Source organism: Ruegeria sp. BF10, from assembly GCF_056538725.1.
Window position 1 is genome coordinate 57822 of record NZ_JBQFTR010000006.1, and the last position, 21005, is coordinate 78826.

The window sequence follows — 21005 nt, forward strand, 5'->3', positions numbered from 1 at the left end:
GCCCTTTCCGTTAATCGTCACTTGATACGCTGACCATTCGCCAGGATCTGACCGTCTTTGGTGAACTCGATCTTCGAGTTCAGTGTGTCCGGTTCTTCGCCCGGGACGGCCATCAGGCCCATCATCATGCGGGCGCCCAGCGCGTCTTCGTCCGAGATGATTCCCATGCCGATCAGGGTGTCGATCAACTGGTTGGCACCAACCAATTGAAGGTTCGCCACGCCGCTTGGGCTGGGCAGGCCATCAAACTCTTCGGTGTTGGTGTTGTCGAAAGCAAAATCTCCGTCACCGGTCAGCTTGGCGCCAACCAGCGAAACCAGCAGTTCGTTGATCTTCAACGAGTGCAGTTCCCCCGGCGCTTCGTCGGATTCGACGTCGATTTCAGGATCGAATATGTTCATCAGCACTTTCGCTGTACCCGTCGCATCCAACGCAATCGTCGCAGGGTCACGCGGCAGTGCGCCCGCAGGATCGAAAATGCCCCACAAGATGTCCGACATGGTGAAATCGGTCAGGTTCAGCCCAAAGCCGAAAGGTTGAACTTCATCCGATTGCTGGATGGGGAATTCGAAGTTCAGGCCAGCCTTGGCCATCGAAAGTTCGATCGGGAACGGCAGGCCCGCCGTGGTAACGGCCATCTTCGTGCTGTTCTGGTCAATGTCATAGACGATACGATCTGCATCGATGCTGGCAGCAAAACGCCCACCTTCGGACGTGCTGTTCATCGAGAACGCCTGACCTTCGCTGGTTCCGCTCAGATCGGTGCTGCCCGCGGCATAGGTGAAGGTGCCGTCAAACGAGAAACCAGCCTTGTAAAAGGCTTCTGGGTCCGAAAAGTCAAAATCCGGCGGGATCACGTTTTTGCCTTCAAATGCCAGTTGATCCAGTTGACCGTTGATCAACCCGTTTTCGCCGCTTTCAGGATCCTGAAAGTTCAGATCATAGGACAATGTGGCTGCGTTGAACGTCTGGCTGATGTTCCGATTGTCGCCGATCTGCATCCGCGAGCTGCCGGACAGATCGCTTGCTTGGACATTGATGCCAAACACATCATTGGGCAGAGCCTCACCATCGACCTCAATCGAATCCAGTTTCACCCCCAGATTGTCAGCCTTGTAGTCATAGGTCATGTCGTCCGGTGTGCCTGAAACGACCATGTTCAGTTGGCTGTGGGAATAGGTGACAGTGGCTGCGAAGTTTTCGTCTTCGGCCTGACCGGTGATTTCCATGGGAAAGTTTTCCGGCAGGTCAATGGTAACGGTCCCGTCACCATTTTCGGTCAGTGTCATTTCTGGCATGACCATCCGAAACTGCCCTTCCTCTTCGGGCAGGGCCACTGAAAGTGTCATGTTTGAAATCGTGGTGACGTCGCCCGAGGTGCTTTCGTCTCCTGTGATGGTGTAACCCATCGAAGTGAAATAGCTCTGCCAATCGGACCAGACGTCATTGGCCGACAGGTCTGCAAACGCCCCTTGGGTGGCAACGGCATAAGCCAGGGCAGCGCCGCAGCTGCGGCGAAGGAAAACGGACATAAGGTAACCCTTCTTGATCAATTTGTGGCGCATGGTCGGGTTTGTGGCGGGTATCGTCAAGGGGGCAAGGGCTGGACCCTTTCCCCGTTTACGCGTTACGGCTGTAGCCGACAGAGATTGCAATGCGTGAGGAAGGGCAAATGCAGGGAAAAACTGTTCTCATAACCGGGGCCAGCCGAGGAATTGGGGCCGAGGCAGGGCGCGTTTTTGCCGCAGCCGGCGCCAATGTCGCATTGGTGGCCCGCAGCCAGGATCAGATTGACGCCCTGGCGGCCTCATTGGGCGATCAGGCCATCGCACTGGCCTGTGACGTCAGCGATTTCGCGCAGGTGGAACAAGCCGTGGCCACATGCGTGGACCGGTTCGGTGGGTTGGATGTTCTGATCGGCAATGCCGGCGTGATCGATCCGATCTTTCATCTCTCGAATGCTGACACCGAGGCGTGGAGCAAGGCCATCGACATCAACCTGAAAGGCATTTTCTATGGGATGCGCGCGGCGTTGCCGGTAATGCGGGCTGCGGGAGGAGGGAGCATTCTGACGATCTCGTCCGGTGCAGCGTCGAACCCGGTCGAAGCCTGGAGCCATTATTGCGCTTCGAAGGCCGGGGCCAAGATGCTCACGGAATGTCTGCATCTGGAAGAAGCCCATAATGGTATTCGCGCCATGGGTCTTTCACCGGGGACGGTGGCCACCGATATGCAGCGGTCGATCAAGGCCAGCGGCATCAATCCCGTCAGTCAACTGGACTGGGATGCCCACATTCCGGCAGACTGGCCCGCACGGGCGCTGCTGTGGATGTGTTCCGATGATGCAGATGAGTTCCTGGGCACCGAAATTTCGCTGCGGCTTGATGACATTCGCAAACGGGCCGGGCTGATATGATCGATTTGACCAAAGAAGGCGGCCTGTGGACCGTCACGATCAACAACCCTGACAAAGCAAACGCCCTGACGGGGGCCATGCTGGCGGAACTGGCCGAGATTGCCGAATCCGCGACAGGCGCGAAGGCGTTGATCCTGACCGGCGCGGGCAAAGTGTTCAGTGCCGGGGCAGATCTGGACGAGGCGCGCGCCGGTCTGGCAAAATCGGATGTCTGGGAAAGGCTGTCTGGCGCCATTGCCGCGCTGCCCTGTCTGACCGTCGCCGCACTGAATGGCACCCTGGCCGGTGGGGCCAATGGTATGGCGCTGGCCTGTGATCTGCGCATTGCCGTGCCATCGGCCAAGTTCTTCTATCCGGTGATGAAGCTGGGGTTTCTGCCGCAACCGTCCGACCCCGCGCGGCTGGCGGCTCTGGTCGGACCGGCCAGGGCCAAGTTGATTCTCATGGCCGGTCAGAAAATCACCGCGCAGGAAGCGTATGAATTTGGTCTGGTCGACCGGATTGTCGATCCCGATCACCTGATGCAAACCGCACGCGATCTGGTGGCCGACAGCGTGAATGCCGACCCCGAGATCGCAGCGGGAATCGCAAGGTTGTGTTCATGAGGCTGTCTGCACTGCGCCTGCGGGTCGCTGACCCGGATCGGCTGGTCGCGTTTTATCGCGACGTTCTGGGCATGTATGTTGGCCAAGCAGAAACCGGTCGCCGTGTCGGCTATGACGGCGCAGACGCAGACATTTTGCTGCTGCCGGGTGGAGGAGGATACACCCATGACAGGGGGCAGCGGTACTGGAAGATAGGAATCACTGTACCGGATGTCGATCTTGCTGCGGCTCATCTGCGCAGGTTTGACGTTCCAGTGAGCATGCCGAACCAGTTTCTGGACATCGGCTACATGTGCCATCTTGCGGATCCCGAAGGGTTCGTCATCGAGCTGCTGCAACATGATTTCGAAGGCAACCGACCGCCGCATGCGGCGGACCCCGACGCGCCCTTCGCGCGGGCTCGGATCGGTCAGATTACCCTTCGAACCGGCGATATTGCCGCCGAAGACGCGTTCTGGCGCGCCCGGGGCATGTCGTTGTTGTCGATGCAGGAGGTCGCCCCTTGTGGCTTTGACCTGCATTTCTATGCCTTTAAGGACGAAACCCCTCCCAATCCTGATCTTTGGGCTGTTGAAAACCGCGAATGGCTGTGGAAACGCGCCTATACGACGTTGGAATTCCAGCATGTTGCGGGCGCACAATTCGCGCATGTACCGGACTTTCAGGGTATCGAGATCGAAGGCCTGTCCGAGCCCCTGACAGATACTTTCGGCGACCCGATCCTGCCGGGCTGATCACCGCCCGCGCCGCTTGCCCGGAACTTTCGAACGAAACCCGGGTGGGCGTTTGCGGACCCAGATCAGAAATTTCTCGAGCCTTGGATGCGCACGCAGGGCCTCGACCGTGTTGAAACTGCGTGCCAGTTCGGCTTCGGTCAGGGTGGCGTGCACCTCTTTGTGACAGATCTGATGCAGCAGAACGGTCGGTCCGCCCTTGCCTCCTTTGAGTTTTGGGATCAGATGATGCAGGCTGCCACCCCCGTCGGGGATCGGGCGGCCGCAAAGCGGGCAGATCGGATCGCTGTTCGTCATGATGATGTGAAACTTGCGCCTGTGACGGGCGAAGGCAAGAGGGTGCGAATGGCGCAGGCAATGGTGATCGGAGCAGGCCCCGCCGGGTTGATGGCGGCCGAACAGCTGGTCGCAGCCGGGCATTCCGTGTTGGTGGCCGAGGCCAAACCTTCGGTCGCGCGCAAGTTTCTGATGGCCGGGAAATCGGGGCTGAACCTGACCAAGGACGAGCCGCTTGATGACCTGATCCGCGCCTATGGTGAAGCGGCGGATTGGTTGCGCCCGATCATGACTGACTTTGATGCCGAGGCGGTGCAGCACTGGGCGCGCGGGTTGGGGCAGACGCTGTTTGTCGGCTCGACGGGGCGTGTATTTCCTGAATCCATGAAGGCCTCACCCTTGTTGCGGGCCTGGCTGGCACGGTTGGGCAAGGCCGGGGTCGAGGTCAGGACCCGCTGGCGTTGGGCTGGCTGGGATGGTGATGCGCCGGTGTTTGACACCCCGGACGGGCGGCGCCGTGTTTCGCCGGATGTCACCGTGCTGGCACTGGGCGGTGCAAGCTGGGCCCGCCTTGGCTCGGACGGTCACTGGGCGCAGATATTGGCCGGAAAAGGCGTGGCGCTGGCTCCGTTCGAGCCTGCAAACTCAGCCATTTCCGTTGATTGGAGCCCACATATGCAGCCTCATTTCGGGGCCGCATTGAAATCGGTCCGATGGATGGCAGGTGACCTGGAGAGCCGAGGAGAGGCAGCGATTTCCAGAACCGGTCTGGAAGGCGGCGGGCTGTATTCGCTGACACCGGCCTTGCGCGCGGGGCAGCCATTGTTTGCTGATCTGAAGCCTGATCTGGACCAACAGGCTCTGCTGGCGCGGTTTTCTGCGAAACGGTCGAAAACAACGCTGTCCCAGTGGATGAGAAAGTCGCTGAACCTGTCCGCTCAGAAAATCGCCCTGTTTCATGAAATGGCCAAACACGGCGACCACTCTCAATCCGTGCAAGTGAGCATGTTGAAAAAGCTGCCAATCCGGCATGCCGGACTTCGCCCGATGGACGAAGCCATTTCGACCGCAGGTGGTGTGAAACGGACAGCGCTGGATGACGGGCTGATGCTGACGGCCCTGCCGGGTGTGTTCTGCGCCGGTGAAATGCTGGATTGGGAGGCCCCAACCGGGGGATATCTGCTCACGGCTTGCCTGGCGACCGGGCGCTGGGCCGGTCAGGCCGCCGCAGATTGGCTTGAAACGGCCAAGTGAGTTAGCGGGATCGCGCCAACATCGCCAAACGGATCATCGCGCGTTCCACCAGCGCCATGGCAGGGGCTGTCTGCCCGGCAGAGCGCAGCGCCAAATCCGTATCCGTCAGAACCGTCAGCGCGGTTTGCAGCTTGGCCGCACCCCAACCTTGTGCCTGCCGCAGGATACGGTCACGCCGTTTGCCGTAAACCGGCGGACGCAGCTTGCCGATGCCCTGCGCAGCACCACCGGGATCAGAAGCGCAGGCATAGAGTGTCCGAAAATGCCGCATCGCTCCGATGCACAGAGTCACGCCATTGGTGCCCTGCGCCTGCAACCTCCGGATCAGCGGCCCGATCTCACCGGCGCGGCCTTCGGCCACGACGTTGAGAACATCATCCAGCGCCGCCTCGGTCGAGCGCGGGGCGCAGGCCTCGATATCTTCGATTGTCAAATCAGTGCTGTCACCGCGTTTGTAAAGAGACAGTTTTTCAATCGTTTGGGCGAAATCACCGGGGCTGAGGCTTACTGCCAATTCGCTGATTGCAGACATGACATCTCGGGGCACGTTTTTCATACCCGACTCGGCAAGAACCCGTTCCACTTCGGCGCGTGAGGGCGGGTCGTCATAAATGCCGACGGCATAGGCGGCAGGGTGGCCTTCGAACGCCTTGCGGATTTTCGAGCTGGGTTTCAATTGCCCCGCGGTCACGATGATCTGGGCGTCTCCGGGGGCCCAATCTTCGAGCGCGGCCAGAATTGCCGACGCCGCGGTTTCGGTTGCGTCTTCCACGAAAACGGCACGTGGACCGGGAAAGAAGCCGACCGCCTTGACCGCGTCCAGCAGCAGGGCGGGATCACCACGCAGATCGCCACCGGGCATGCGGGTCAGGCGCATTTCTTCTTCGGCTTGGGGGCCAAGCAGAGCGGCCAGCACCTGTTGCCGCTTGAGCGCAACCCGCATCGCATCCGCGCCATAGATCAGCAGCCCGGTCTTGTCCGCGTCCGGCTTGGCAAAATACCCCTCAGCCTCGCGCGGGCTCAGCTTCATGCGGCCAGATCCGGTGTGGCGTAAAGTCGGTTCATGATCTGACCCGACAGAATCATCATCAGCCGTCTCTTGGCATCGCGCTCGTCCGCCAAGGTGGAAACGGTCGATCCTGCGGCAGAGTATGACACGAAATCCGCCACCGAGCCCGAGGCGATGATCTGACCGGTTGCGTTGGACCGCAGCGTGTATTGCGCGCGTCCGTCGATGGTGTAGCGTTGCGTTTCGTTAGTGGTGGTGATTGCTGCGCCACGCGTTACGGTCGAAACCTGAACGTCCAGCTTGTAATCGTTGACCGACCCGGCGCTTCGCCCCAGTTGCTGTTCCAGATTTTGGACCAACAAATAGCTTTCCACGGTGTTGGGCGCCGACACCTCGACGCGGCCATACAAGGCCGAACCCGATCCGTCAGGTGCATAGACGGGCTCAAAGCCGCAGGCGGCCAGCGCCAGCGGCATCAGCAAAAACGTTCTGCGATCAAACGACAACATTCACAATCCGGCCTGGAACGACGATCACTTTCTTCGGCGCATTCCCTTCCAGCGCCTTTTGAACAGCTTCGGTGCTGAGCGCAATTTTTTCAACCTCGGCTTTGTCCAGATCCTTGGCCACGCTGATTTCCGCACGACGCTTGCCGTTGATCTGGATCGGCAAGGTGACGGTGTCATCAACCAGCATCGCCTCGTCGGCGACGGGCCATGGCGCAACGGCCACAAGGCCTTCGCCGCCCTGATGGGCCCAAATATCTTCCGCCAGATGCGGTGTCATCGGCGACATCAGCTGTGCCAGCGTTTTGATTGCCTGCTTTTGGGCCGCAGCACCCGCCTTGGATTTCGCCAGAGTGTTGGTGAAGGCATAAAGCTTGGCGATGGCCGCGTTGAAGCCAAAGCTTTCAACACCCAAGGTCACATCGCGGATGGTTTTGTGCATCTCGCGCAGCAGCTCCTCATCGCCTTCGCCCGTGGCGTTCGGGTCCATGGCACCGATCTTGTCGCAGAGAGTCCAGACACGGTTGAGATGCTTGTACGCGGCCTCGGCCCCCGCAGCCGTCCATTCCACGTCCCGTTCGGGCGGCGAATCGGACAGCACGAACCAGCGGGCTGTGTCGGCGCCGAAGGCCGAGATGATGCTGACCGGGTCGACAACGTTCTTCTTGGACTTTGACATTTTGGCCGATGGGATGATCTCGACCTCTGTGCCGTCGGCCAGTTTTCCGTCCGTGACCTCCTCGGGCAGGTGATAGACCGGACGACCGTTGACATCGCGGGTCTGGTAGATCTCGTGCGTCACCATGCCTTGGGTGAACAGCGCGTCGAAGGGTTCGATGGCTTTGTCCGGCAAATGCCCGGTGATGTTCATCGCGCGGCCGAAGAACCGCGAATACAGCAGGTGCAGAATCGCGTGTTCGATCCCGCCGATATACTGGTCGACATTCATCCAGTATTCCGCCTCGGCCAGATCGGTGGGTGTTTCCGCGCGCGGAGCGGTGAATCGGGCGAAATACCATGACGAATCCACGAATGTGTCCATCGTGTCGGTCTCGCGTTTGGCAGGGGCACCACAATTCGGGCAGGCGCAGTCGCGCCAGGTCGGGTGGCGGTCCAGCGGGTTGCCCGGTTTGTCGAAGGTGACATCATCGGGCAGGCGAACCGGAAGGTTCTCTTTCTTTTCAGGGACCACACCACAGCTTTCGCAGTGAACGACTGGAATCGGGCAGCCCCAATAGCGCTGGCGGCTGAGGCCCCAGTCGCGCAGGCGATATTTCGTGACCCCTTCGCCCCAACCGGCTTTTTCGGCGAAATCGATGGTGGTGTTGATCGCCTCTTCGCCGGTTGCTTCGGTCAGGCCCGCGAAATGGTTCACCCAACGGACTTTCTCGGTCTTTGGCGGGACAAAGGCGATCTTGTCGACCGGCGTGTCGTCGTCCAGCGCAAAGAACGTATCGATCACCGGCAGGTCGTATTTGCGGCAGAAATCAAGGTCGCGCTGGTCATGGGCCGGGCAGGCAAAAATCGCGCCGGTGCCATAGTCCATCAGGATGAAATTGGCGATCCAGACCGGCAGTTCCCAGTTCGGGTCCAGCGGGTGCTTGACGCGGATGCCGGTGTCGAAACCCAGCTTCTCGCCAGTTTCGATGGCCTCTTCCGTGGTGCCGCCCTTGCGGCATTCCGCAACGAATTCAGCGACGTCCGGGTTTTCTGCCTCAAGCTGTTTGGCGATCGGGTGATCGGGCGAGATCCCCACGAAGGACGCACCCAGCAGCGTGTCGGGCCGCGTCGTGTAGACAGTTATCGGTTCCCCACCATCGGTGCGCTCGAACCCGAATTGCAGGCCGCGCGACTTGCCGATCCAGTTTTCCTGCATCAGCCGCACCTTGGCGGGCCAGTTCTCGAGCGTATCCAGCGCCTCGAGCAGCTCTTCGGCGAAATCCGAGATCTTGAAGAACCACTGCGTCAGCTCGCGCCGTTCCACCAGCGCGCCCGAGCGCCATCCGCGCCCGTTTTCCACCTGTTCATTGGCCAGAACGGTCATGTCGACCGGATCCCAGTTCACCACGGCATTCTTGCGATAGACCAGCCCGGCCTCGAGCATGTCGAGGAACAGCGCCTGCTGCTGGCCATAATATTCCGGGTCACATGTGGCGAATTCACGGGACCAGTCGATCGACAGGCCCAGCGGCTTCATCTGGGCGCGCATGTCGGCGATATTGCCGTAAGTCCATTCCTTGGGGTGGCCGCCAATCGCCATGGCAGCGTTTTCCGCCGGCATCCCGAACGCGTCCCAGCCCATTGGGTGCAGAACATTGTGCCCGGTGGCCAGCTTGTGCCGCGCGATGACGTCGCCCATCGTATAGTTGCGCACATGCCCCATATGGATTCGCCCCGACGGGTAGGGGAACATCTCAAGCACATAGTATTTCGGCTTGTCCGCCGTCCGTTTGGCGGTGAAGATCCCGGCCTTGTCCCAGGCCTCTTGCCATTTTGCTTCGATTTCGGTGGCCGAATAGCGCGACATTGTGCGGTCCTTCGTGAATGAAAACGCCGGGTAGGAACCCGGCGTGGTATTAGTGTGATTTTCGGCGGAGTGCTAGAACTTGTTGTCGGCGATGCGCAGCTGACGGGCGCGGGACAGAATCGCATCCTCCACGGCACGGGTTGTTGCCGCGCTTACCGGGGCGCCCCCGCTGGATTGCAGGGCGACGGACAAAGACCGGGCCGCAAGCGCCGGATCGCTGATGTGTACGGTCGCCCTGTATGACCGGCCTCCGCCCGGAGGGGTGCCGTAACCTGTTACGATCACTCCGGTAAACGGATCGACCTCCTGCACAGGCAGGAAATTCAGTATGTCCAGAGAAGCTGCCCACAGGTACCGGTTTACATTGGTGGTCTGCTCGGCCTTGCTGCGATCGAAAATGTCCCACAACGTTGAACGTTCGGGATCGTTCAGTTCGCGTTCATCGGAATTACCGCTGGCGGGATTGGGGGAATATGTCGAAGTGGTTCGATTCTGCCCGCATGCCGCAATCGTGGTGGTCAGCATGATTAATCCCAAAATCGTAGGCAGGCGCATTGTCAGCAGGTCCTGTTTCACTTGTTTTGCAGTATTCAGGGCATACTCCTAGCCAAGGACCCTCGCTGCAACAAGCCTATTCTTCTGAAATGTAAGTGTATCACCCGCATCCGGGCGAAAAGGAACTGTGGCATCCTTGCACCAATCTGACCCCAATGACGTGACCGGGTTTATGCCAAGCTTGCGCAATGGGGGCAAAAAGAGCGAAACGGTGTCCGTGCTGAGACATATGCCGAGGCATGTGTCGAGTAGATAACTCTTTTGAAAGAAACCGAGGGAAACAAGATGAAAAAAGTTCTCTTCGCATCGACGGCGCTGATCGCGACCGCAGGCGTTGCGGCAGCTGAGATTAACTTCAGCGGTTACGGCCGTTTTGGTATTGGTTACACTGAAGACCGTACCGCAACCACAACCGTTACTGGACCTGGCGCAGACGGCCTGATGGGCACAGCAGATGACGTATCCGCAAGCTCGACCGCACAGTCTGACGACGCTATCCTGGTCTCGCGCTTCCGTCTGAACATCGACGGCATCGCAGAAACCGACGGCGGCGTTCGTTTTGAAGGCCGTGTTCGTCTGCAAGCTGACGAAGACAGCAGCACCGGTGAAGCAAACTCGGCCGGCCTGAACGGCGCACGCTTCTCGGTCATCTACGGCGGTCTGCGTGTTGACGCGGGCAACGTCGCAGGTTCGTTTGACAACCTGGCAAACTACTACGGCAACGAAGTAGGTCTGGAACTGTTCGCAGGTCAGTACTCGGGCGTTGACTACAGCTTCCTGGCGTACTCGTCGACCGGTTCGGGCGCGAACGCTGTGTTCTTCCAGTATTCGGTTGGCGACTTCTCGTTTGGTGCGTCTTATGACCAAGCGCAGGTTACAACTGTTGCAGCTGGTGGCGCCACTTCGACCACCACTGACGCAGACCGCTGGGACATCAGCGCGACCTACACCTTCAACAACATCACTGCCGCTCTGGCCTATGGTCAGACCGACGGTGGCGCAGGCAGCGATCCGAGCCTGACCGTTCTGACCCTGGGTGGCGAATGGGGTGACTTCTCGGGTACTCTGTTTGTCGCGGACGACGCAACCAAAGTTGCTTCGACCGACGGTACTGCATGGGGTCTGTCGGCTGCCTACAACCTGGGCGCTGCAACCACCCTGCTGTTCACCTATGGTGACGGTAACGCATCTGCTGACCTTCAGCAGGTTGCTATCGGTGCAATCTACGACCTGGGTGGCGGTGCATCGCTGCGCGGTGGTCTGGGTGTAAACGACTGTGACTCTTGCGCAGACTCGACCATCAAGGCTGACTTCGGTGCTCAGTTCAACTTCTAAGCTGATCTGAACCGTAAGGTTTAAGGGCGGGTCTTCGGACTCGCCCTTTTCTTTTGCGCCGACTTGGTGTTTTTCTGCGCCAAAGACAGATTGAGGGCCCCATGTCGTTGCAAGAGATCACCGCGCGTATCGCCAAAGCCGAAGCCAAAGCACAACGGCAGGCCGGTTCGGTCAAATTGATTGCCGTTTCCAAGGTGCAGCCCAACGAACGGGTTCAGGCCGTTCTTGAGCAGGGGCACAGGTGTTTTGGTGAGAATCGCGTTCAGGAGGCGGCCAGCAAATGGCCCGCTTTCAAAGAGCAGTTCGATGCCGTCGATCTGCATCTCATCGGCCCGTTGCAGACCAACAAAGCCAGGCAGGCGATGGAACTGTGTGATGCGATCCATTCGGTCGATCGCCCCAAACTGGCCAAAACCCTGGCGCGGCTGGCGCAAGAGTTGGGATACTGCCCCGACTTGTTCATTCAGGTCAATACGGGTGAAGAAGCGCAGAAGGCCGGCGTTCTTCCCGCGGACGCGGACGGGTTCATCGCGGAATGCCAGTCTTTGGACCTTCCGGTGCGCGGGTTGATGTGCATCCCGCCGGTCGATGAAGAACCCACACTTCATTTCGCACTTTTGGCCAAGATCGCCGCACGCAACGGGCTTGAGGGCTTGTCGATGGGTATGAGCGGTGATTTCGAGCAGGCCATCGCCTTGGGCGCGACCCATGTCCGCGTCGGGTCGGCCATTTTCGGCGAGCGGGTCAAACCTCTGGGATGATCAGGCGCGTTCCAGGAGAGATTCGCCCTGCAATCCAGTGCAAATGGTCCCGACGGAAGGCGATGCAACCTTCGGTCGGGTAGCCGGGCCTGCGCCACTGGTGCAGAAAAATCGCCGATCCCCTGCCGGGAACCGCATTCGGCCAGTTCCAGTCGGTCAACAGGACCAGATCATAAAGCGGATCAGCCCGGCGCAGTTTTTCATGACTGAACGCATAAGGGGCGGGCACCATGTGATTGTAGCGGCTGTCCTCGACGTCATCCGACCACAAGTCCTGCGGCCCAATCGGGATCGCCCAGAAGTTGGGGGCGACCAGCCGGTCGGGCCGGTAGAGCATGCCGACGATTCGATGGCATCCGGTAGGTGTCGCCCCGTCACCCTCGTGTTTCGTGTTGCTCAATCCGCCTTTGCCAATGGAACACGGAAACGTTCTGCCCAGAAACCGAACGCCGTTCGGGGTCAGAACCAAATCACTTGGGGTCACAGCAAGTGCCCGGATTTCGCGGCTTTCGTGGCCAGGTATCCCCGGTTATGCGCGGTTTCGCCCACTTTCAAAGGAACGCGCTCGGTCACGGCGATCCCCGTGCGTTCCATCATCGAGATCTTGGCGGGGTTGTTGGTCAGCAGGCGCACCGAGTTGAAACCCAGCGATTTCAGGATATCCGACCCGAGTCGGAAATCGCGCTCATCATCCTCGAAACCCAGCCTGTGGTTTGCTTCTACCGTGTCAAAACCCTGATCTTGGAGAAAATAGGCGCGCATCTTGTTGGCCAGCCCGATACCGCGCCCTTCCTGGTTCAGGTACAGAAGAACTCCTGCCCCTTCGGCCCCCATTTGTGCCAGCGCGCCGCGCAGTTGCGGACCGCAGTCGCATTTCAGGCTGCCCATCAGATCGCCCGTAAAACAGGCAGAATGCAACCGGGCCAGAACCGGCTTGTCCCGATCCGGGCGGCCGATTTCGACCGCGTAATGCTCTTCTCCGCCATCTTCGGGGCGGAAAACATGCAGGCGACCGGCCTCGGAGACTTCCATCGGAAGGCGGGCGGCGACCACTTCATGCAAGGCGCTGCGGTCCGCCAGATGCGGGGCGGCGCGTGTGTGATCAATGCAGGTCAGGCCGTGCGATACGGCAAAGGCCCGACCGTCTTCGACCGGCACGACGACCGCGGCGGGAAGAATGCGAGCGGACTTGGCCAACGCAATCGCGATGCGGTGCAAATTGGCGTTACCGTGGCGCTCGGTCATCAGCGGCCCTTTCATCGGCGCGCTCAGATCGTCCGAGGGATCGGCAACCGCCTGCACCCATGTGATGTCTGCATCGGCGGGAATCGAAACCCGTGCGAGATCACCGTCATAGGCACGCGCTTTGAGTGTTTCGGCCCGCCGCCCGGTAATGGCCACCACCGGTTCCCCGAGCTTTTTCAGATCAGCCAGGCGCTGTGGGCTGAGCGTTTCCGCAGAGATCGCCACAACGCTAAAGCCGCTGTCATCGGTCAGCACCACTGGAACGCCCATGCGCAGATCGGCCCGGGCCCTGGCCAGAAGTTCGGTGATATCGGGAATGAGACTCATCTATGTTACCCTATAACGCTCAGCTTTTCTCCTAGCTGTTTCGAAAGGAAATGTGAAACAATTCTGCCAACTCTGACACGAAGGCGTGAAACCGTTGCAGCAAATCTTGTTGATTGCATATTCCGCGCGCAAGTGATGGAAAAGCGTTTGGAGGATCGGGAAATGGCTCAACTCAAGAAAATCCTGTTGGTGGACGATGACGAGGATCTGCGCGAGGCGCTCAGCGAACAACTTGTCATGACCGAAGACTTTGACGTTTTCGAAGCGTCAGACGGCCAGTCCGCAATGGAGCGCGCACGCGAAGCGATCTATGATCTGGTCATTCTTGATGTGGGTCTGCCCGATACCGACGGGCGGGAACTGTGCCGCCTGATGCGCAAACAGGGTGTCAAAAGCCCGATCCTGATGCTGACCGGTCATGACAGCGATGCCGATACGATTCTGGGTCTGGACGCCGGCGCGAACGATTATGTCTCCAAACCATTCAAATTCCCGGTTTTGCTAGCCCGTATCCGCGCTCAGCTGAGGCAGCACGAACAATCCGAGGACGCGGTATTTGTTCTTGGCCCCTATACGTTCAAACCAGCGATGAAGATGCTGATCACGGAAGAAGACCGCAAGATCCGCCTGACCGAGAAGGAAACCAACATCCTCAAGTTCCTGTACCGTTCGACCGATGGCGTCGTGGCGCGGGATGTGCTGCTGCATGAAGTTTGGGGATACAATGCCGGGGTCACGACGCATACGCTGGAAACCCACATCTACCGTTTGCGTCAGAAAATCGAGCCCGATCCGTCCAATGCGCGCCTTTTGGTCACAGAATCGGGTGGATATAGGCTCGTGTCTTAACTGGTTGTGGATTGATGTGGATCAAAGTGATACTCTGAACTCATAATTAGGTTACTCCCAACCCGTGCATGTCCGGGTCATGACATGTACCTCCCTGTTGGACTGCCGGGCCGAATGGCCCGGCTTTTTTTCGGTGCTGAAGGGGGGCTGCTACGCAAGACAGAAAGCAGCACTGACCGATTTTTGGCCCATAATAGAACAATGAGCTCTGCGGCGGGTCACTCTTCCACGGGAGCAACGGCCCGCTGATAAAGGTGCCACGTGGTGTGGCCAAGGATCGGAAGGGTGAAAACCAGACCCAGAAACGCCGGAACCAGCGACAACAGCATGGTGACCGAAATGATCGCCGCCCAGCCCAGCATGACCACCGGGCTTTCGGATACGACGCGCAAAGAGGTCAACATGGCGGAAATGAAGTTGGTTTCCCGGTCCAGCAGCAAGGGCATGGCGACGACGGTCACCGAAAACAGTACGGCCGACAGGAATGCGCCGACACAGGTGCCTACGGCAAGGAATATCCAACCCTGCGGTGTGAAGAATACGGCGTTCAAAAACCCGTCGAAATCCGAAAAGGATGCGTTCTGGAGTATGATCGCCAGCCAAAGCCGAACCTGGTAAATCCATACCCAAAAAATGAAAAGAGTGACAAAGGCCATCCAGCCCATTTCGCGTTTGCGTTGATTGGCCATAACGGTCAGGATTTCAGACCAGCCAAAGCTTTCGCCTTTCTGCAAGCGGCGCGACATTTCATAAAGCCCGGCGGCGGCAAAAGGGGCGATCAGCGGAAAGCCTACAATGGCAGGGATAATCATCCAGATCTGGCCAAGCCAGATCAGGGCCCAAACCAACAGAATTCCGAAAACCGCAAAGAAAAGGCCGAAGAAACCGCTCATGACAGGGCGGGCCAGAAAGTCGGAAAACCCTGCCTTCAGTGACGCTGTGATATCATCTACAGTGACCCTGTTGACATTGGGCATGGTCTGCTGCTGTGGCGTCAGGTTTTCCGGCGGCGTGGAACCTGCGGATTCGGATGCCATGACACACTCCTCCCAAAGCATCGTGCCGGGCCGGTCTGTTCGCGAACAGACCCAGCGGTGAAACAGACATTCCTCATTCGCACACAAGTCTGCATCAGGCGAGGTATCAGGGCAAGGGGAAGCTCGTTGACCTGCCGACGGATAGTCCAGGGATGAAGCCGCCTTTTCTCGTGGCAACTGGCTTTGTGCCACGCTAACCTGCGCCAATCGCGACAAAGGAATCCCCGACATGCCTTTCACCCTTGCCACATGGAACATCAATTCCGTTCGCCTGCGTGAGCCTATCGTTTTGAAATTGCTGCAAGAAGAAGCCCCTGACGTATTGTGCCTGCAAGAGTGCAAATCACCGGTTGAGAAGATCCCGACCGAAGGGTTTGCCGAACTGGGTTACAAGCACATGATCGCGCGGGGGCAGAAGGGTTACAACGGCGTCGCCATCCTGTCGCGCCTGCCGATGGAAGAGGTGGGTGACAAGGATTTCGCTGGTCTCGGACATGCCCGCCACATTGCCGGGCGGTTGGAAAACGGTGTCACGATCCACAACTTCTATGTCCCGGCGGGCGGCGACGTGCCGGACCGGGACGTCAATGAGAAATTCGGCCAGAAGCTCGACTATCTCACTGATATGCGCGATTGGTTCCGTGCGGAAAAGCCGGCTAAATCCATCCTTGTCGGTGATCTGAACATCGCCCCGCGTGAGGATGATGTATGGTCACACAAACAACTGCTGAAGGTCGTCTCGCACACGCCCGTCGAGGTCGAGCATCTGGCCGAGACACAGGAAGCAGGCGGCTGGGTCGATATCACCCGTCAGGATATTCCGGAAGGGCAGCTTTACAGCTGGTGGTCCTATCGCGCCCGGGATTGGGATGCGGCAGACAAGGGGCGCCGGCTGGACCATATCTGGGCCACGGCCGATATCTCGAACGCGGGCCATTCCAGCCGCATCCTGAGGGACGCCCGTGGATGGGAAAAACCCAGCGATCACGCTCCGGTCTTTGCCAGTTTCGACGTCTGATCTGCAACTCAGCCCTTGGTTTCCGCGGCCAGCGACTGCATATAGGGCGCAAATTCGAACGAAAGAGTGATTGCCATGGACCTTCTGAACGGCGGAGACGCCCCAGCAACCGATCTGATCAAAGACGGGACCGAGGCCACTTTCATGGCCGATGTGGTCGAAACCTCGCAGGAAACACCTGTGATCGTCGATTTCTGGGCACCTTGGTGTGGCCCGTGCAAAACCCTTGGCCCGATGCTGGAAGAGGCTGTGACAGCCGCGAAAGGCGCGGTGAAGATGGTCAAGATCAATGTGGATGAGGCGCAGACAATTGCCGCGCAAATGCGCATCCAGTCGATCCCGACCGTCTATGCCTTTTTCAAGGGTCAGCCGGTGGACGGGTTTCAAGGCGCGTTGCCGGGATCCGAGATCAAGGCGTTCGTGGACCGTGTGATCGAAGCCGCAGGCGGTGAAAGCCCGGGCGGCCAGTTGGATGATGCCGTGCAGGCTGCCGAGGAAATGCTTGCCGAAGGTGCTGCCGCGGACGCGGCTCAGACCTTTGCCGCGATTCTGGGTGAAGATCCGAACCACGCCGCGGCTTATGGCGGGCTGGTGCGGGCGCATATCGCCACCGGCGATCTGGAGCAGGCAGAGGCGATCCTGAACGGCGCTCCGGCCGAGATATCCACATCGGCCGAGCTGGAAGCCGCACATGCGCAGCTGGAACTTGCCAAGCAGGCGGCAGATGCCGGCCCCGTCGCCGAGCTGACGGCGGCTGTCGAGGCGGATCCGGACAACCATCAGGCCCGCTTTGATCTGGCCCAGGCGCTGCACGCGAACGGCAATGTGGAAGAAGCCGTGGCACAATTGCTGGAGCTGTTCCGCCGGGATCGTGAATGGAATGAGGGCGCGGCCAAGACACAGCTTTTCACCATCTTCGATGCGCTCAAGGCCAATGACCCGATTGTTCTGAACGGACGTCGCAAACTCAGTTCGATGATATTTGCCTAATCTCTCATCAGAGCTAGAATTGGGTACATGATGCACCCCGCCGACCTGCCGGATACGGTATCCGTTTTTCCATTGCCCGGGGCACTGCTGCTGCCCCGCTCGCGCTTGCCGCTTCACATATTCGAGCCGCGCTATCTTCAGATGCTGGACGACGCGCTGAAAACCAAGGAACGGTTGATCGCAATGGTTCAGCCGAATCCTTCGGTCAAAGACGAGGACAAGCTGCACCGTATTGGATGCGCAGGGCGGGTGACGCAGTTTTCGGAAACCGAAGATGGCCGGTATCTGATCACGTTGACCGGTATATCCCGGTTCAGGGTCCTGTCAGAGCTGGACGCGTTCACGCCCTACCGGAGGTGTGCGGTCTCGTGGGACGGGTTCGATCGTGATCTGGGAAAGGCCGAGAAAGACAACGGGTTCGACCGCGCAAAGTTCCTTACATTGCTGGAGCGTTACTTTTCATCCCGTCAATTGTCCACCGACTGGGATTCGCTCAAAGATGCCGAGGATGAGCTTTTGGTGAATTCCCTGTCGATGCTTCTGGATTTCGACCCCGAGGACAAACAGGCCCTGCTGGAAGCCCCCTGCCTGCGCACCCGGCGCGAGACGTTGGTGACGCTGATTGAATTCGCCATGCGAGGCGGATCGAATGAGGAAAAACTGCAATGACCGACCCTGAACACGTCTTTGATCGCCACATGCTCGAGGCGATGATCTGCCCGCAGACACATACGACCCTGCACTATGACGCCGAAAGGCGGGAACTTGTTTCAAAAGCGGCGGGTTTGGCTTTTCCCATCCGCAACGGGATTCCGGTCATGCTGGTCGACGAGGCCCGGCAGCTGGATTAAATCGGGCGCCCTTGCAACAGCTTGGGCAGATCGCCGGTCAGCCCGGCAGCCTCGCGAACGAAGCCGCGACGCAGCCCGGGCAAAGCGCCGACAACTCCCATGCCAATGTCACGACCAAGGCGCAGCAACGGATTGTCGTTTGAAAACATCTTGTTGAAGACATCTGTCGCCATTGCCAGCGAGGCCGTGTCGAAACGGCGCCATTCCTGATAGCGCTCCAGCACCATGAGCGAGCCGATATCCTCGCCGCGCCGTCCCGCCAAAGTCAGAACTTCAGCCAGAGCGCCGACATCGCGCAGGCCAGCATTCAGGCCCTGACCGGCAATGGGGTGCATTCCGTGCGCGGCATCCCCAACCAGCGCCATGCGATCACTGATGAAGGCATTGGCGATGGTCAGGTTCAGCGGGTAAGTGAAACGATCACCCGCCAGACTGATTTTGCCAAGAAAATCGCCAAATCTCGGGCGTAGCACTTGCACGTAATCATCTTCGGGCAGGGCGTTGATGTGCTGTGCGGTTTCGGTGCGTTCGCTCCAGACGATGGAACTGCGATTGCCAGTCAACGGCAGAATCGCCAGCGGACCGGGTGGCATGAAAAACTGATGCGCAATGCCAATATGCGGCAGCTCATGTTCGATGGCGCAGACCAATGCCGTCTGGCCATAATCCCAACCGGTGCGTTTGATGCCGGCCCGAGACGCGGTTCCGCTGCGGCGACCGTCACAGCCAACCAGCAGGATGCCGCCCAGGGTTGTGCCGTCATCCAACGTCACGGTCACGTTGGCAGTGTCGGCCTGTTGCGAAACGACGGATTTGCCGCTTACCTGGGTGATGCGCGGCTCTTCGGCCATCGCGTCCAGAAAAGCACGGCGCAGGTGGCGATCCTCGACCATGTACCCCATCGGGCCTTCTTCGATCTCGGCATGGTCGAAATGCATGAAAAAAGGTGATGGTCCTGTTCCGGCATGGCCATCTGTGACCTTGATTTCCAGCATCGGTTGGGCGTGCTGCGCGACGCGGTCCCAAATACCGATGGCATCCAACAACCGCTGTGAGGCCAGAGCCAGCGCATAGGCACGCCCGTCGAATGCCGCGTTCTTGCGCGCCTTTTCGACCAGCGCATCGATCACCGTGACCGAATGACCGGTTTGTGCCAGTGCCAGCGCCAAAGCAGGGCCGTTCAACCCGCCGCCCACGATCAGAATGTCAGAAGCCTGTGTCATGCCCTGCAATATGCGCGCCCTTTCGGGATTGTCCATGTGCAGTCCTGTCGCTACCGTCACCCAAAGCCTAAAAATCAGGAGGGATGAGATGCAGGACTGGTTGACCATGACCGCGTGTGATTTGGGCCGTGGCATTGGCATGGGCCAGATCGATCCGGTCGAACTGACGGAAACCTACCTGTCCGCTATTGACGCTCATCCGCATCGGGACCGCATCTATGCCCGCGTCACCCATGACCGTGCCCGGGCTGAGGCTGAAGCCGCTCGGCAACGCGCGCAACTGGGCCTGCGCCGGTCGTTGCTGGACGGGGTCCCGATCAGTTGGAAAGACCTGTTCGACACCGCCGGCACCGTGACCGAGGCCGGTTCGGCTCTGTTGAAGGATCGCGTACCGGAAGCGGATGCTCTGGTGCTGCGCAACGCGACTCGGATGGGAACGGTTTGTCTGGGCAAGACGCATATGAGCGAGCTGGCCTTTTCCGGCCTCGGGTTGAATCCGATCACCGAAACCCCGCCCTGCATTCATGACGAGGCAGCAGTGCCCGGGGGGTCGTCTTCAGGGGCGGCGGCCTCGGTCGCCTGGGGGTTGGCGGCGTGTGGCATCGGCTCGGACACGGGCGGGTCGGTGCGTATCCCGGCGGCATGGAATGATCTGGTGGGGCTGAAAACCACTGCGGGGCGGCTCAGCCTGGAAGGTGTGGTACCGCTTTGCCTGCGGTTTGACACGGTTGGACCTGTGGCGCGTTCGGTCGAGGATGCGGCGCATGTTCTGGCTCTGCTCGAGGGGGGGACGCCTGCCGATCTGCGTGGCGCTTCGCTGAAAGGACGCCGTTTTGCCGATTTGCAGAACATCGCCAAAGACGATCTGCGCGACACACCGCGCAAAGCATATGACGAAGCCGTTGCCAAACTTGCGGACGCGGGGGCCGAGATCGTGCCGTTGGAAGTGCCCGAGTTGAACGAGGCCATGACGTTGACCAGCATCGTATACACGACCGAGGCCTATGGGCTGTGGCGCGATGTGATCGAGGCCAATCCCGACGCGATGTATCCCGAGATACTCGAACGCTTCCGCATTGGCATGGGGTATTCGGGCCCCGACTATGTGGCCGCCTGGGCCAAGCTCAAGGCGTGCCGCAGCGCCTGGGACGCGGCAACTGCCGGGTTTGATGCGGTTCTGGCGCCGACAGCGCCGATTTTTCCGCCTAATCTGGAGCGCTTGCTCAGCGATCACGACTACTACGTGACCGAGAATCTTCTGGCCCTGCGGAACACGCGGATTGGCAATCTGATGGGGCTTGCAGCGCTGAGCCTGCCCACCGGAACCCCCGGTTGCGGGTTGATGATGCTGGGCTATCCCGGCTCGGAAGAGGCGTTGTTGCGGCTTGGTTCGGAAACGGAATCGGTGCTGGCCTGAATGCCACAATCCCCTGATTCGGAACCTCTTTGTCTGGACGAAGAGGCATACGGACTGTAATCTGCCAAAA

At 59.4% G+C, this 21005-nt stretch carries 22 protein-coding genes; 12 read left to right on the top strand and 10 right to left on the bottom strand.

Translation table 11 applies throughout. From position 1 onward, the window contains the following. Positions 1–17 precede the first annotated feature (17 nt). Positions 18–1565, bottom strand: a complete 1548-nt coding sequence (locus tag ACR0DJ_RS18215; RefSeq protein ID WP_480686308.1) for a DUF2125 domain-containing protein — start codon at positions 1563–1565, stop codon at positions 18–20. 107 nt (positions 1566–1672) lie between these two features. Between ACR0DJ_RS18215 and ACR0DJ_RS18220 the strand changes: the two genes are divergently transcribed. From ACR0DJ_RS18220 to ACR0DJ_RS18230, 3 genes are read left to right on the top strand one after another with little or no spacing between them, the layout of a single operon-like run. After that, positions 1673–2416: an SDR family oxidoreductase gene (locus ACR0DJ_RS18220; protein WP_480685929.1), complete on the top strand. Its 744-nt coding sequence runs from the start codon at positions 1673–1675 to the stop codon at positions 2414–2416. Then, positions 2413–3021, top strand: a complete 609-nt coding sequence (locus ACR0DJ_RS18225; protein ID WP_170345584.1) for an enoyl-CoA hydratase/isomerase family protein — start codon at positions 2413–2415, stop codon at positions 3019–3021. The genes ACR0DJ_RS18220 and ACR0DJ_RS18225 overlap by 4 nt, the downstream gene beginning before the upstream one ends. Beyond that, on the top strand, positions 3018–3755 hold the full coding sequence (locus ACR0DJ_RS18230) for a VOC family protein (protein WP_480685930.1): 738 nt from the start codon (positions 3018–3020) through the stop codon (positions 3753–3755). Before ACR0DJ_RS18225 ends, ACR0DJ_RS18230 begins: the two co-directional genes overlap by 4 nt. On the opposite strand, the gene ACR0DJ_RS18235 is transcribed toward ACR0DJ_RS18230, so the two are convergent. Next, positions 3756–4052, bottom strand: coding sequence for an HNH endonuclease (locus ACR0DJ_RS18235; protein WP_117872024.1), 297 nt, complete (start codon positions 4050–4052; stop codon positions 3756–3758). A 48-nt stretch (positions 4053–4100) separates the two neighbouring features. On the opposite strand from ACR0DJ_RS18235, the gene ACR0DJ_RS18240 reads away from it, so the two are divergent. Then, positions 4101–5285, top strand: a complete 1185-nt coding sequence (locus ACR0DJ_RS18240; protein ID WP_480685931.1) for a TIGR03862 family flavoprotein — start codon at positions 4101–4103, stop codon at positions 5283–5285. 1 nt (position 5286) lies between these two features. Here ACR0DJ_RS18240 and holA read toward each other — a convergent pair whose 3' ends face one another. From holA to ACR0DJ_RS18260, 4 genes are all read right to left on the bottom strand, one after another. Continuing rightward, complete coding sequence (gene holA / locus ACR0DJ_RS18245; RefSeq protein ID WP_152459268.1) at positions 5287–6315, bottom strand: DNA polymerase III subunit delta; 1029 nt, start codon at positions 6313–6315, stop codon at positions 5287–5289. After that, the gene (lptE, locus tag ACR0DJ_RS18250) at positions 6312–6803 is read right to left on the bottom strand and encodes an LPS assembly lipoprotein LptE (RefSeq protein WP_480685932.1); all 492 of its coding nucleotides are present in this window, start codon (positions 6801–6803) and stop codon (positions 6312–6314) included. Before lptE ends, holA begins: the two co-directional genes overlap by 4 nt. Beyond that, positions 6790–9327 carry a leucine--tRNA ligase gene (gene leuS / locus ACR0DJ_RS18255; RefSeq protein WP_480685933.1) on the bottom strand — a complete coding sequence of 846 codons (2538 nt, stop codon included), beginning with the start codon at positions 9325–9327 and terminating at the stop codon, positions 6790–6792. Before leuS ends, lptE begins: the two co-directional genes overlap by 14 nt. Positions 9328–9399: 72 nt before the next feature. Further along, a complete protein-coding gene (locus ACR0DJ_RS18260) occupies positions 9400–9882 on the bottom strand; it encodes a DUF3576 domain-containing protein (RefSeq protein WP_170345590.1) in 483 nt (160 codons plus the stop codon). A 285-nt stretch (positions 9883–10167) separates the two neighbouring features. Between ACR0DJ_RS18260 and ACR0DJ_RS18265 the strand changes: the two genes are divergently transcribed. Then, complete coding sequence (locus ACR0DJ_RS18265) at positions 10168–11217, top strand: porin (protein ID WP_170345591.1); 1050 nt, start codon at positions 10168–10170, stop codon at positions 11215–11217. A 101-nt stretch (positions 11218–11318) separates the two neighbouring features. After that, a complete protein-coding gene (locus tag ACR0DJ_RS18270) occupies positions 11319–11978 on the top strand; it encodes a YggS family pyridoxal phosphate-dependent enzyme (protein ID WP_170345592.1) in 660 nt (219 codons plus the stop codon). Here ACR0DJ_RS18270 and ACR0DJ_RS18275 read toward each other — a convergent pair. After that, entirely contained in the window at positions 11962–12462 is a 501-nt protein-coding gene (locus ACR0DJ_RS18275; protein ID WP_480685934.1) for a L,D-transpeptidase family protein, read from the bottom strand. The genes ACR0DJ_RS18270 and ACR0DJ_RS18275 overlap by 17 nt on opposite strands. Next, complete coding sequence (gene ribA, locus ACR0DJ_RS18280; RefSeq protein WP_170345594.1) at positions 12459–13550, bottom strand: GTP cyclohydrolase II; 1092 nt, start codon at positions 13548–13550, stop codon at positions 12459–12461. The genes ACR0DJ_RS18275 and ribA overlap by 4 nt, the downstream gene beginning before the upstream one ends. Before the next feature lie 162 nt (positions 13551–13712). Here ribA and ACR0DJ_RS18285 point away from each other — a divergent pair, with 162 nt between their 5' ends. Next, positions 13713–14399, top strand: coding sequence for a response regulator transcription factor (locus ACR0DJ_RS18285; protein WP_117872957.1), 687 nt, complete (start codon positions 13713–13715; stop codon positions 14397–14399). A 218-nt stretch (positions 14400–14617) separates the two neighbouring features. Here ACR0DJ_RS18285 and ACR0DJ_RS18290 read toward each other — a convergent pair whose 3' ends face one another. Continuing rightward, positions 14618–15436, bottom strand: a complete 819-nt coding sequence (locus ACR0DJ_RS18290; RefSeq protein WP_480685935.1) for a DUF2189 domain-containing protein — start codon at positions 15434–15436, stop codon at positions 14618–14620. A gap of 229 nt (positions 15437–15665) precedes the next feature. On the opposite strand from ACR0DJ_RS18290, the gene ACR0DJ_RS18295 reads away from it, so the two are divergent. From ACR0DJ_RS18295 to ACR0DJ_RS18310, 4 genes are all read left to right on the top strand, one after another. Continuing rightward, the gene (locus ACR0DJ_RS18295; protein WP_480685936.1) at positions 15666–16454 is read left to right on the top strand and encodes an exodeoxyribonuclease III; all 789 of its coding nucleotides are present in this window, start codon (positions 15666–15668) and stop codon (positions 16452–16454) included. 75 nt (positions 16455–16529) lie between these two features. After that, positions 16530–17444 (top strand): thioredoxin, encoded by a 915-nt coding sequence (gene trxA / locus ACR0DJ_RS18300; RefSeq protein ID WP_480685937.1) that lies wholly within the window; start codon positions 16530–16532, stop codon positions 17442–17444. A 27-nt stretch (positions 17445–17471) separates the two neighbouring features. Then, positions 17472–18113 (top strand): LON peptidase substrate-binding domain-containing protein, encoded by a 642-nt coding sequence (locus ACR0DJ_RS18305; protein ID WP_480685938.1) that lies wholly within the window; start codon positions 17472–17474, stop codon positions 18111–18113. Then, positions 18110–18295 carry a Trm112 family protein gene (locus ACR0DJ_RS18310; RefSeq protein ID WP_480685939.1) on the top strand — a complete coding sequence of 62 codons (186 nt, stop codon included), beginning with the start codon at positions 18110–18112 and terminating at the stop codon, positions 18293–18295. The genes ACR0DJ_RS18305 and ACR0DJ_RS18310 overlap by 4 nt, the downstream gene beginning before the upstream one ends. Here the strand turns inward: ACR0DJ_RS18310 and ACR0DJ_RS18315 are convergent. Beyond that, on the bottom strand, positions 18292–19518 hold the full coding sequence (locus ACR0DJ_RS18315) for an FAD-dependent monooxygenase (protein WP_210093852.1): 1227 nt from the start codon (positions 19516–19518) through the stop codon (positions 18292–18294). The two genes, ACR0DJ_RS18310 and ACR0DJ_RS18315, sit on opposite strands and share 4 nt — an antisense overlap. Before the next feature lie 88 nt (positions 19519–19606). On the opposite strand from ACR0DJ_RS18315, the gene ACR0DJ_RS18320 reads away from it, so the two are divergent. Then, positions 19607–20935: an amidase gene (locus ACR0DJ_RS18320; protein WP_480685940.1), complete on the top strand. Its 1329-nt coding sequence runs from the start codon at positions 19607–19609 to the stop codon at positions 20933–20935. The last annotated feature ends 70 nt before the right edge of the window (positions 20936–21005 follow it).

What these genes read in the sequence shown, in the direction of transcription:
- ACR0DJ_RS18220 (WP_480685929.1), top strand. Translation starts at nt 1,673, where the DNA reads ATGCAGGGAAAAACTGTTCTCATAACCGGGGCCAGCCGAGGAATTGGG.
- ACR0DJ_RS18295 (WP_480685936.1), top strand. Translation starts at nt 15,666, where the DNA reads ATGCCTTTCACCCTTGCCACATGGAACATCAATTCCGTTCGCCTGCGT.
- trxA (WP_480685937.1), top strand. Translation starts at nt 16,530, where the DNA reads ATGGACCTTCTGAACGGCGGAGACGCCCCAGCAACCGATCTGATCAAA.
- ACR0DJ_RS18225 (WP_170345584.1), top strand. Translation starts at nt 2,413, where the DNA reads ATGATCGATTTGACCAAAGAAGGCGGCCTGTGGACCGTCACGATCAAC.
- ACR0DJ_RS18260 (WP_170345590.1), bottom strand. Translation starts at nt 9,882, where the DNA reads ATGCGCCTGCCTACGATTTTGGGATTAATCATGCTGACCACCACGATT.
- ACR0DJ_RS18235 (WP_117872024.1), bottom strand. Translation starts at nt 4,052, where the DNA reads ATGACGAACAGCGATCCGATCTGCCCGCTTTGCGGCCGCCCGATCCCC.
- ACR0DJ_RS18240 (WP_480685931.1), top strand. Translation starts at nt 4,101, where the DNA reads ATGGCGCAGGCAATGGTGATCGGAGCAGGCCCCGCCGGGTTGATGGCG.
- ACR0DJ_RS18215 (WP_480686308.1), bottom strand. Translation starts at nt 1,565, where the DNA reads ATGCGCCACAAATTGATCAAGAAGGGTTACCTTATGTCCGTTTTCCTT.
- ACR0DJ_RS18310 (WP_480685939.1), top strand. Translation starts at nt 18,110, where the DNA reads ATGACCGACCCTGAACACGTCTTTGATCGCCACATGCTCGAGGCGATG.
- ACR0DJ_RS18315 (WP_210093852.1), bottom strand. Translation starts at nt 19,518, where the DNA reads ATGACACAGGCTTCTGACATTCTGATCGTGGGCGGCGGGTTGAACGGC.
- leuS (WP_480685933.1), bottom strand. Translation starts at nt 9,327, where the DNA reads ATGTCGCGCTATTCGGCCACCGAAATCGAAGCAAAATGGCAAGAGGCC.
- ACR0DJ_RS18320 (WP_480685940.1), top strand. Translation starts at nt 19,607, where the DNA reads ATGCAGGACTGGTTGACCATGACCGCGTGTGATTTGGGCCGTGGCATT.
- ribA (WP_170345594.1), bottom strand. Translation starts at nt 13,550, where the DNA reads ATGAGTCTCATTCCCGATATCACCGAACTTCTGGCCAGGGCCCGGGCC.
- ACR0DJ_RS18230 (WP_480685930.1), top strand. Translation starts at nt 3,018, where the DNA reads ATGAGGCTGTCTGCACTGCGCCTGCGGGTCGCTGACCCGGATCGGCTG.
- ACR0DJ_RS18305 (WP_480685938.1), top strand. Translation starts at nt 17,472, where the DNA reads ATGATGCACCCCGCCGACCTGCCGGATACGGTATCCGTTTTTCCATTG.
- ACR0DJ_RS18265 (WP_170345591.1), top strand. Translation starts at nt 10,168, where the DNA reads ATGAAAAAAGTTCTCTTCGCATCGACGGCGCTGATCGCGACCGCAGGC.
- lptE (WP_480685932.1), bottom strand. Translation starts at nt 6,803, where the DNA reads ATGTTGTCGTTTGATCGCAGAACGTTTTTGCTGATGCCGCTGGCGCTG.
- ACR0DJ_RS18270 (WP_170345592.1), top strand. Translation starts at nt 11,319, where the DNA reads ATGTCGTTGCAAGAGATCACCGCGCGTATCGCCAAAGCCGAAGCCAAA.
- ACR0DJ_RS18285 (WP_117872957.1), top strand. Translation starts at nt 13,713, where the DNA reads ATGGCTCAACTCAAGAAAATCCTGTTGGTGGACGATGACGAGGATCTG.
- holA (WP_152459268.1), bottom strand. Translation starts at nt 6,315, where the DNA reads ATGAAGCTGAGCCCGCGCGAGGCTGAGGGGTATTTTGCCAAGCCGGAC.
- ACR0DJ_RS18290 (WP_480685935.1), bottom strand. Translation starts at nt 15,436, where the DNA reads ATGGCATCCGAATCCGCAGGTTCCACGCCGCCGGAAAACCTGACGCCA.